At 57.4% G+C, this 10,476-nt stretch carries 5 protein-coding genes; all 5 read left to right on the top strand.

The features are described from left to right. The first annotated feature begins 16 nt into the window (after positions 1-16). The 5 genes from E8M78_RS01690 to E8M78_RS01670 all read left to right on the top strand — a co-directional run bounded on the left by E8M78_RS01690 (position 17) and on the right by E8M78_RS01670 (position 10,427). Positions 17-4,483, top strand: coding sequence for a non-ribosomal peptide synthetase (locus E8M78_RS01690; RefSeq protein ID WP_137133409.1), 4,467 nt, complete (start codon positions 17-19; stop codon positions 4,481-4,483). Further along, complete coding sequence (locus tag E8M78_RS01685; RefSeq protein WP_246658185.1) at positions 4,461-6,185, top strand: condensation domain-containing protein; 1,725 nt, start codon at positions 4,461-4,463, stop codon at positions 6,183-6,185. The genes E8M78_RS01690 and E8M78_RS01685 overlap by 23 nt, the downstream gene beginning before the upstream one ends. Then, positions 6,182-6,928 (top strand): alpha/beta fold hydrolase, encoded by a 747-nt coding sequence (locus E8M78_RS01680; RefSeq protein WP_137133408.1) that lies wholly within the window; start codon positions 6,182-6,184, stop codon positions 6,926-6,928. The genes E8M78_RS01685 and E8M78_RS01680 overlap by 4 nt, the downstream gene beginning before the upstream one ends. Positions 6,929-6,932: 4 nt before the next feature. After that, entirely contained in the window at positions 6,933-7,787 is an 855-nt protein-coding gene (locus E8M78_RS01675; RefSeq protein ID WP_137133407.1) for a ferric iron reductase, read from the top strand. Positions 7,788-8,027: 240 nt separating this feature from the next. Further along, positions 8,028-10,427, top strand: a complete 2,400-nt coding sequence (locus tag E8M78_RS01670; RefSeq protein ID WP_137133406.1) for a TonB-dependent receptor — start codon at positions 8,028-8,030, stop codon at positions 10,425-10,427. Positions 10,428-10,476: the final 49 nt, after the last annotated feature.

The following is a 10,476-nucleotide window of genomic DNA, read 5'->3' as shown; positions in this document are numbered from 1 at the left end:
TGCCAAATCCGCGTGACTGACGCGTAGCAATGCCTCTTCACAACCAATCGGAATTTTCGCAACAGAGCCGGCCGAACTGGATCCGGAAAGCGCGGCCTATAATGTGCCAGCCGCAGTGCGTTTTCACGGAACGCTCGATCTGGGTGTGCTGGAACAGGCCTTGCGCGCTTTGATGGCCCGCCATCCGGCCCTGCGCACACGAATTATCAATCGCGACGGCCAACCGGCTATCGAAATCGATGCCACCGGGACCTTGGACTTTGCCATTATCGATCTTGATGAAACAGCCTTGCCGCAAGCGCTGGCAACAGCCAGCATGCAGCCATTCGATATGGCCCAAGGACCGCTTTTGCGCGCGCGCGTTTTCCGTCTGGCGGCAGATGTGCATGTCGTTCTCGTCGTCATCCATCATATTGTTTCGGATGCGCAATCGCTTCAGCTGATCCTTCGCGATCTGACGCGCATCTACGATGCAAACCGCCAAGGCAGGGCTGTGGATCTTCCGCCGCTGACGCTTTCCTACGCCGATTTTGCCGCGTGGCAGCGGCAACAATCACTGGAAGAGCAGATCGAATATTGGCGAAACCTGTTGGCAGACGCGCCACCCCTGCTGGAGTTGCCGACAGATTTTCCACGCGGCGCACGACAGGAATTCAAGGGGGACAGCGTTCGCTTCGAACTTGACGCCACGGTCACGGCACGCGTCATGCACTTTGCGCGGGAACGGGATGCGACGCCCTTCATGGTGCTTCTCTCTGCTTTCGCCGCACTCCTTTCGCGCTATTCCGGCGCGTGCGACGTGGTGATCGGAACGCCGGTTTCCGAACGGCCCAGCCGGGCGCTGGAAGATGTCATCGGCCTTTTCGTCAACACGCTGGCGCTGAGACTGACGCATGAACCTTCCACGAGCTTCACGCAGCAGGTGGCGTCAACCCGCGCAATGGTTCTAGACGCTTTCCGCCACAAGGACGCACCGTTTGAATGCGTGGTCGATGCGCTTTCAGTCGAACGCAACTGGAGCCACAACCCGGTGTTTCAGGCCATGTTCACCTGGCAGGCCGACGAACAGCATGGTCCTTGCCCCGAAGGGCTGACAAGCACACCTGTGGTGCTGGCGCAGGAAACCTCGAAAGTCGATCTGACCCTGGATCTGCGCCATCGTGGCGATCGGTTCGCCTGCACCTTCATCTATCGCAGCGATCTCTTCCGCCCGGAAACGATTCATCATATGGCCGAAGCCTTCACCACGCTGGTTGAGGCGCTTCTCTGCGCACCGGAGCAAATTCAAGCCGAAATAGCCTGCCTTCCCGAGAGGCAGCGCCAACAAATTGCGCAGTGGAACGCAACCACCAAAACCTATGACGCAGAACCAAAAAGCCTGCATGGCTTTTTCACCTGCTCTGCAAAGCGCATGCCGGACGCCATTGCCGTGACCGACAGGCAGCGAAGCCTCACCTATGCGGAACTGAGCCACCGGGCAGATGTGCTTGCGGGCGAGCTTTCCGCACGCGGCATCAAGCGAGGGAAAGCTGTGGGCATATGCCTTGACCGCAATGTCGATCTGATCGCCTGCATGCTGGCCGTGCTGGAAACCGGAGCAACCTATGTGCCGCTCGATCCCAGATATCCGCAGGAGCGGATTGCCTTTGTTGCACAGGATGCAAACCTTGCCCTGCTGCTGACACAAGAGAACCGCGACGATTTCGGCGCGATCGACACGCTCGACCCCCACGAGATCTGGACCGGCGAGACAACCGTTTCCACCACCCTTCCCGATGAAACTGAAGGGAGCGACCTCGCCTACCTTATCTACACATCCGGCTCCACAGGCCTGCCCAAAGGCGTGGCGATTGAACATCGCAATGCCGTAGCCTTCACCCATTGGGCGCTGGAAACCTTTGCGCCAGAGAACTTTGCCGGAATGCTGGCATCGACCTCCGTGTGCTTCGATCTTTCCATCTTCGAAATCTTCGTCACCCTCGCCGCTGGCGGTCGCCTGTACATTGTCGAAGACCTGTTCGAACTGCCAGACGCACCGTTTGCCGATGAGATCACCCTCATCAACACTGTGCCGACGCCGATGACGGAGCTTCTGCGCTTCGGGCCTTTGCCCGCCAAGGCAAAAACCGTGTGCCTTGCGGGCGAACCCCTGCCGCCGAGCCTTGTGCGCTCAATTCTTGGAAGCGGCCAGGTTGATGCCCTTTATAACCTCTATGGCCCGTCGGAAGATACGACTTATTCCACCGGCTACCGGATCGAAAATGCCGATATGCCGGTGCATATCGGCAAGCCGATCAGCAATACCACGGCGCACGTGCTTGACGCCGCTCTGAACGAAGTGCCGATTGGCATGCCGGGTGAGCTTTATCTGGCGGGCCACGGGATTGCGCGCGGCTACAACAACCGAGCAGATCTCACTGCCGAGCGCTTCCTGCCGAACCCGTTCGATACCTCCGGCCAAGCGCCCGTTCTCTACAAAACCGGCGACCGTGTGCGCCGCTTGACGGACGGAAACCTCGATTATCTCGGCCGTGCCGATCGGCAGATGAAGATCAACGGTTTCCGCATTGAACCGGGCGAGGTCGAGGCGGTACTGATGCGCTATCCGGGTGTGGCGGGCGCGGCGGTAGACGCGTGGAAAGACGAGACCGGCTATGCGCGCCTTGCTGCCTGGGTGGAGGTCACGGCCCCCATCGGAAAGGCGCAGCTTTTGGCCCATCTCGGCAAGGAACTGCCGCGACATCTGGTACCGACATTGTTTGCAGTGCTGGACAAGCTTCCACGCCTGCCCAATGGCAAGCTGAACCGCAAGGCCCTGCCCGATCCATCCGGCCAATCGACGGTGACGGAGCAGGACCAGACTCCGCTGCAAGGGTTTGAAGCCAAAATTGCGGCAATCTGGTCGAAGCTGTTGGGCCGGGATACCATTGGACGCAACGATAACTTCTTTGCCCTGGGGGGAGATTCAATTCTTGCCATGCAGATGGTGGCCGCAGCGCGCCGCAGCGGCATGGCCATTACTGCGCGTGACATTTTCCAATATGGAACGCTCGCTGCTCTTGCGGCCTCGGTTTACGATCTGACACATGATCTGCCGGCAGCCGGTCCGATAACGGGGGAGATACCTCTGGGAGCGGCACAGCAATGGTTCTTCGAGCAGAACTACGCCGAGCCAGACCACTGGAACCAATCCTTGATGTTGCGGCCTGCGCGGCTGATTGATGCGGCGGCTCTCCAACAGGCGATGGATATTCTGCACCAAAACCATGATGTGCTGCGCAGCCGCTTTAGCCGCAGCCGCGGGGTATGGAAGCAGGTGGTGGCAGATATAGAAGCCGCCCCCGGCTTGCGCTCTGTCGCCTGCACGGCCGCAGAGGCGGAACATGTGCTGGCCCTGGAAGCGGATGCGCTGCAACGCTCCTTCACTCTCTCTACCGGGCCGGTCTGGGGCGCGACGCTCGTGACCATTGCCGGACAAGAACAGCGGCTGGTTGTTGCCGCGCATCATCTGGTGATAGACGGCGTATCCTGGCGCATTCTTCTGGATGACCTGCAAGCATGCCTGACGGCCAGTGCGGCCGGGGCACCCATGGAGTTGCCCGCACGCACGATGGGAACCGACACGTGGGTGTCCAAGCTGCAAGGCACTGATCTTTTCGACGGAGACATTGATGGCTGGCGCGCGATTGCCGAAGCGGAAACGGCGCCGCTGCCGACCGACCGATCCGGCAGTAACCGCGTTGCGGATACCGCGCTTGTCGATCTTGTGATCGACGAAAAGCTCAGCGAACGGCTGCTTCGGGAGGTGCCCTCCCGCTACCCGGTCGATGTGGAAGAGGTAATGCTTGCCGCGCTTTATCAGGCAACCCGCGAGTGGACCGGCCAGAACCGGCTGCGGCTTATTCTGGAGAGCCATGGCAGGCCAGACCTTTTCGAAGGTGCTGATCTCACCCGCACGCTGGGCTGGTTCACCGGGCTTTACCCCGTGTTGTTCGATACCGGAGGGCGGGAAGAGCGCACGACATTGCTGGCCGTGAAGGAGAGCCTGCGCCGCATTCCGCATCACGGCATCGGCTATGGTGTTCTTAAATATCTAAAAGGTGTGGCGCTGCCGTGCCTGGAAAATATTGCTGAGATACGGTTCAACTATCTCGGCCAGACGGACACGCTTTTTGCAGGCGATGCACTGTTTGCCCGCGCAGCAGAATCGGCGGGCAATGCCCGTGGCGCAAACAATGATCGGGGCGTGCTTCTCGACATAAACGCGATTGTCAGCGGTGGCCAGTTGCGCATCCGGCTGGCTTACTCCCGTGCCATTCACGATAAGGCGACGATCGAAGCATTATCCGCACGGCTGCATAGCCGTCTGGAACGCCTCGTCGAGTTTTGCCTGACATCGACCGAGGCCGGCTATAGCCCTGCCGACTTCAAACATATGTCACTGGATCAGGATGATCTCGATGCAATCCTGCGCAATCTCTGAGGCCATTATGCAGAACCCGAGTCCACGCCTTGATCGCAACAATATAGCCGATATCTACCCGCTTGCGCCGATGCAGGAAGGGCTTCTGTTCCACTCGATTTCTGCGCCCGACGATGGCCTCTACATGCCGCAGACGGCGCTGCGCATAACGGGAGAGGTTAATTCCACTGCTTTGCGGGCAGCATGGCAGGATGCGCTGGATCGCCACCCGATCCTTCGCTCCGGTTTTTTCTGGGAGCAAAGGGATGAACCGTTCCAGATTGCTTTTCGCCAAATCCCGGTGGCGTTTACCACACTGGATTGGACGCAGGCCGATCCCGCCGCTGAAAAACAGCGCCTGTCAGACCTTTTTTCCGCAAACCGCGCGCAGCCTTTCGACCTGCGCCGCCCGCCCCTCATTCGCATTCAATGGATAAAAACGGGCGAGAACCGCTCAATAATGGTGGTCTGTTACCACCACATCATTCTGGATGGCTGGTCGATCCGGCAATTGCTTGACGAGGTGCTGCAACTCTATCGCCGCAGCGCTGGTTTTGTTGCGGTCAGCCTTGCGCCTGCACGCCCTTATGGCGACTATATCGGCTGGCTGAAAACACGCGACAGATCCGGCTCGCTTCGCTTCTGGCACGAACGGCTTGCAGGATTTGAAAGCGCAACGCGGCTGCTCGCCGCGCAATCCACCGCGAGTTTCGCTCCAACGAGCTTTGAAAGGCAACGGCTGGAACTGCCCGTTTCCGTGCATCAGGCCATGCTTGCCTATAGCGCCCGATCCGGCCTGACCCTCAACACCTTGCTTCAAGGCGCTCTGGCGCTGCTGATTGCAAGCCAGACCGGCAGCCAAGACCTCGTTTTTGGCACAACGACGGCGGGGCGTCCGGCAACACTGGACGGCGCGACGACAATGATCGGCCTATTCATCAACACGCTACCCGTACGAATTCGTATCGAAAAGGCCCAGCCCCTGAGTGCATGGCTTGCGGCCCTTCAAATTGCCCATGCGCAAACCAGCGAGCACGATTACGTGCCGTTGGCAGGTATCCAGGGTTCGGGCACCTCGCTTTTCGATACGCTTCTCGTGGTCGAAAATTTTGCGACTTCGCAGAAAACCGGGAACGCCGCCTTGCCGCTGAAGACGGACGGGATTGATTTTGATGAGCGCACCCATTTTCCGCTCACACTTTGGGCAATGCCGCATTCAGCCGGACTAACCTTTATGGCTGGCTTCAGCCGCGATATTCTTTCACCAGAAACGGCTTTTGCACTTCTTGAGCGGCTGGTCAGCATCCTTTCCGCCATGCTATCGGCATCCGAACCGACACTCGCTGCATTTATTGAGGAGATGCCTGCGCCGATAGAAGGTGCGGGCCTTGCGGATCCCGGTTCAACCGTCAGTATTGGCGCGAGGCCGCTTGACCCGCTGCCGTCGGGCCATCAGCCATCGGCAACAGAAGCAGCGCTGGCAAAGATATGGGCCGAAGTGTTGAAGTGCGGGCCGCTGGACGGACATGCCAACTTCTTTGAGCTTGGTGGCCACTCGCTGCTTGCCGCAAGGGTTGTGAGCAGGATTCGGGCAGAATTCGGTGTGCCGGTGCCGGTGCGGGCACTGTTCGAGCAACCGGTTCTGGCGGCGCTTGCGCATCATGTGGAAAGGCTCTGCGCGCCGCATGTTACTCCAGAAGGCCATATCGAGATCGAAATATGAGTGGAATGCTCTCTCGCCCAGTGCTTCTCTGCCTGCCTCCAGCAGGAACAGGCGCTGGCCTGTTTCGCAACTGGACGCGTATAGCGCCAAGTTCCATGACTGTTCACGCCGTGACATTGCCGGGCCGGGAAAGACGCTTTGGCGAACCGCTTCCACGCTCGATCGATGCGCTGGCAGATCAGCTGGCCATGGAGCTTGAGCTCTATACGCGCGGCAGATACGCGATTTTCGGCTATTCAATGGGCGCGCTGCTTGGCTATGAAATCGCCCGCCGCTTTAAGAATGCTGGCCTGCCCGCACCGGAAGCCTTCTTCTCTCTGGGCTGCAACGCACCCGACCGCATGGTCCATCAGCGCGAGCCGTTCCACAGCATGCAACCGGTAGCATTTCGCCAGGCGCTGATCGATCTGGGTGGCACCGATCCCGAAATCCTCAACAATACCGAGGCGATGGAGCTTTTCGAGCCAATTTTACGTAATGATTTTCGTATATGCGAGACTTACCAGCATGATGCGACCCGCGGCAGGCTGCACTGTCCTGCCCATATCTTCCTTTCCGATGGCGATCGCTTTGTGAACAGGCAAGCAGCGGCGGCCTGGGCAGATTTCGTGGCTGGTGCAACTGAGCTACATGACGTAACAGGTCCACATATGCTTGAACGCGCAACACTGGACACACTACCCGCGCGTGTAGAGACTCTTTGGTTCCAGACAGGCGAAAGCGAGCTTCGCCGCCGGGTGTGACGTCATGAAGGTTGCAAGCGAGGTAACGAGGGCAGAAGATGCGCTGGTACGTACCGCATTGGAAGCGCAGGCCACCTTTATGCCGGATGTGCGTGCCGATACTGGCCCGGCAGGCAAGGGCTGGATGACAGCGGAAGACTTCTTCGCAAACGACCTAACGCTTGGTGAGTTTCTTGCGTTTGAACAGTCACTGCATGAAGGAACGGACCTCAGAACCGCAGCCGCACTCTTGATGGCCGATTACAGCTACATCTTTGCCGGAGCCTGTATTCCGCTGTTTGCTGGCTTCGGGCTTGTGCCTCGCCTTGCTGCCAGAAGCATCGCGCTTGCCTTCTACACGGCGGAAGATACGCATGAAGGCGTAGTGAACCGCATGCGCCGCGCCCATGTTCGTTTTCTTGACGACGCCTTCTATCCCGGCAACCTGGATGATTCTGAGGATGCAGAGCGCCTCCGGTTGGAGATCGAAAGCCATTTCCACCCGGTTATCGAAGCCATCCATCGACGCACACATCTTTCTAAAGCCGCCCTATGGCGCCTGATCGCGGATGCGATTGCTGGGCGTTTTCTGGAGTCCGGTCGCCGCTTCGGCAATGTGGAAACCGCAAAAGCTGCCGCGATGCGTATTGTCAAAGTGTCGGGCTCGCCGCTTTTCAACCGCCAGCTTCATTATTTCGATTTAACCGTTCTCGACAAAAACCAGCAGGATTTTTCCTACACCTTTCGTCAGCGCGGCGGATGCTGTCGTTATTATCTCATCGAACCGGGCCACTACTGCCCGACCTGTGTGTTGAAAAAGCCGGATGAACGCGACGAGGAACTGCGCTTCGCCATGCGCCAGCACCTTGGCGTGGCATAGAGCATCGAGCAGAAAAGCGGCCTCCGATTTTTTCGTGATGCCAATGCGTCAGCAAGTAGACAAGAGCCTCAGACCATTTACGGCTCATCACCTGGCGCGCTCACTCCTTATTTTTTATTTTTTTCGGAACCGAAGTCCCAAATCGCGAAAGTCAATCGTCTTACCCCCGAGCGGCACATGTAGCTGCTCCTCGCGGTGGGTCGCAAGGCCGGGGACACCGCATCGTTTTTGGGGGTTTCGATGAATAAGACCTATTCCGCCACACGCGGGGTCCGAGCTAGCCTCACGACCGTCCTGATGACAGGCACGGCGTTGATGGTATTTGCGCCTGTTATGCCAGCCATGGTTGGCAAAGCGCAGGCGCAGGCACAAACAGCGCAGCAGACAATCACCATTCCAGCTGGGCCACTGACCCCGGCCTTGAATAGTCTGGCAGCACAAACCGGTCTTCAGATTCTTTTCGATGCCGCTGTGGCGCAAGGCAAAACAACGCCTGGCGTCAAAGGCACCTTCACGCCCGAGCAGGCTTTGAGAGCCGTTTTGACCGGAACAGGCGTGGACGCCCGTTTTGCCGGCAAGAACCAGGTGACACTCCAGAATACACCCGCTGCGGCTGGCAGCCTTCCACAGGATGGAACGGTTCTGGAGCCTGTATTCATCTACGGCGCGCGCAACACATCAACACTCAGCGGCACCACAAGCAGTGTCGCCGTTCTGAATAGCCAGAACCTTGAAAACAGCGAAATTCGCACCACGCAGGAAGCCTATCGCCGCATGGCAAACGTCATGGATAGCGCAACGGTCAATTCCGGTTTCGTCATCCGCGGTATGAGCTCAGAAGGTCTGGTAGCCTCCGGTAACGCTGCGGGGTCTATCTATATCGATGGCATTCTGCAGACCCGCTACAATGCCCGCTTCGGTTCACGCAACCTTTGGGATGTAGAGCAGGTCGAAGTCTATCGTGGTCCGCAATCCACCCTTTCCGGTCGCGCCGCCATGACCGGCGCAGTTTACGTCAAGTCAAAAGATCCGACCTTCGAGAAGGAGCTGGAGCTTTCCAGCACGGTTGGCACGGACCGTCTCCTTGGCAGCGCCTTCATGTACAATACGCCTATCGTTGAAGATCAGGTTGCGCTTCGTATCTCCGGCGCGTTCGAGCGTTCACGCGCTCAACCGGATTACTCCAACCTGAGCAGCTACGCCAATTATGACGATCTGATCCATGACTTTAGCGGCGTTCTGCGTGGAAAGCTGCTGCTTACACCGGCAGAAATGCCGGATACCCGTGCAGTTTTAACGTATTCTTACGCAAAGGATAGGCCCAACGATGCGTTGGTTGGTCTTTATACTGGGCGTGGAGATTTCAATAACAGCCCGGTCACCTACACTGAATACCGTTGGATCGAGACCCATAATCTCGGCCTCGAAGTAACACATGATATCTCCGATACCTTGCGCTTCACCTCGCAAACGGGCTTTCAGTATGGCATCAATAACCGCCGGTCCGTGGATTACGGCACTGCGGGTGTCATCAATGGGATTACAGGCGAAGATAACAATTCCATTTTCACTCAGGAATTCCGCCTGAACTACGAGGGTGACAAGTGGAAGTGGGTCACCGGCATTTACGGCAGCTACGAAAAGTGGGACGGGGCGACGGATATTGTTGCCTTCGACTTCTATCAGCAGAGTGATACACAGCGCCGCCGCACTTCCAATCTCGCTGTTTTTGGTGAAGCGACTTACGAATTTTCGCCAAGCTGGTTTGTAACGGCTGGGGGACGACTGGATTATGTGAATGACAAGGATCACCAGAAAAACTATTTTGGTCTCATTGACCGAAATCCTGTGCTGGACGGAGATCCATCTTCAATCAACGAAATTAACTTCGTACCAAAGATCGGCATTTCAACGGAATTGGATAACAATCAGACTGTTGGCCTTACCTATACCCAGGGCTTCCGCTCTGGAGGCTCGTATTACGACCGTGTTGCGCGGACCAACGGCAGCTACGACCCGGAATATTCGCAGAACGTTGAACTCTCCTACAAGGGTACGCTTTTCGACGGTCGAATGACACTGAACGCCAATCTCTTCTATACCAAGTATCAAGATCAGCAGGTGGAAATCCGTCCCGATCCCAATGATGGGGGCTATCGCGTTATTTCAAACGCTGCGAACTCGCGTGCTTGGGGCTTTGAAATCGAGCCCAGCATGGAAGTTACCGATCAGTTCACCGCATTCGCCTCGATTGGTTATCTGAACACCAAGTTCATCGAGTTCAACCTAGCCGCACTCAATGAATCGCAGAACGGCAAGGCCTTCCCGGAAGCACCGGAGTGGAGCCTTGGCTTCGGTGGACGATACGAATTTGAAAACGGGATTTTCGTGGGCGCAGATGCGAAATTCACAAGCGATTACAACTCGCGCTTTGGCACGAACGGCATGTACAAGATCGACTCGCGCTTTATCGTGAACTCGCAGGTCGGGTTCAAGAAGGACAACTGGCAGGTTACCCTATTTGCGGAGAACCTGACGGATGAAAAGTATTTCACGCAAATCGATCCTGATTACTCCCTTCCTTATGGGCAGGCGGGCAAGCGCCGTACCGTCGGCCTCAATGTACGAGCAAAATTCTGAAGCCGTGCCGTAAATGGCGCTGCATAAGAAGATGCTGAAAATCGTGATT

Source organism: Rhizobium sp. FKY42, from assembly GCF_005222835.1.
In the GTDB taxonomy this organism is placed as follows: domain Bacteria; phylum Pseudomonadota; class Alphaproteobacteria; order Rhizobiales; family Rhizobiaceae; genus Neorhizobium.
This window is presented reverse-complemented; position numbering and strand designations above follow the sequence as displayed.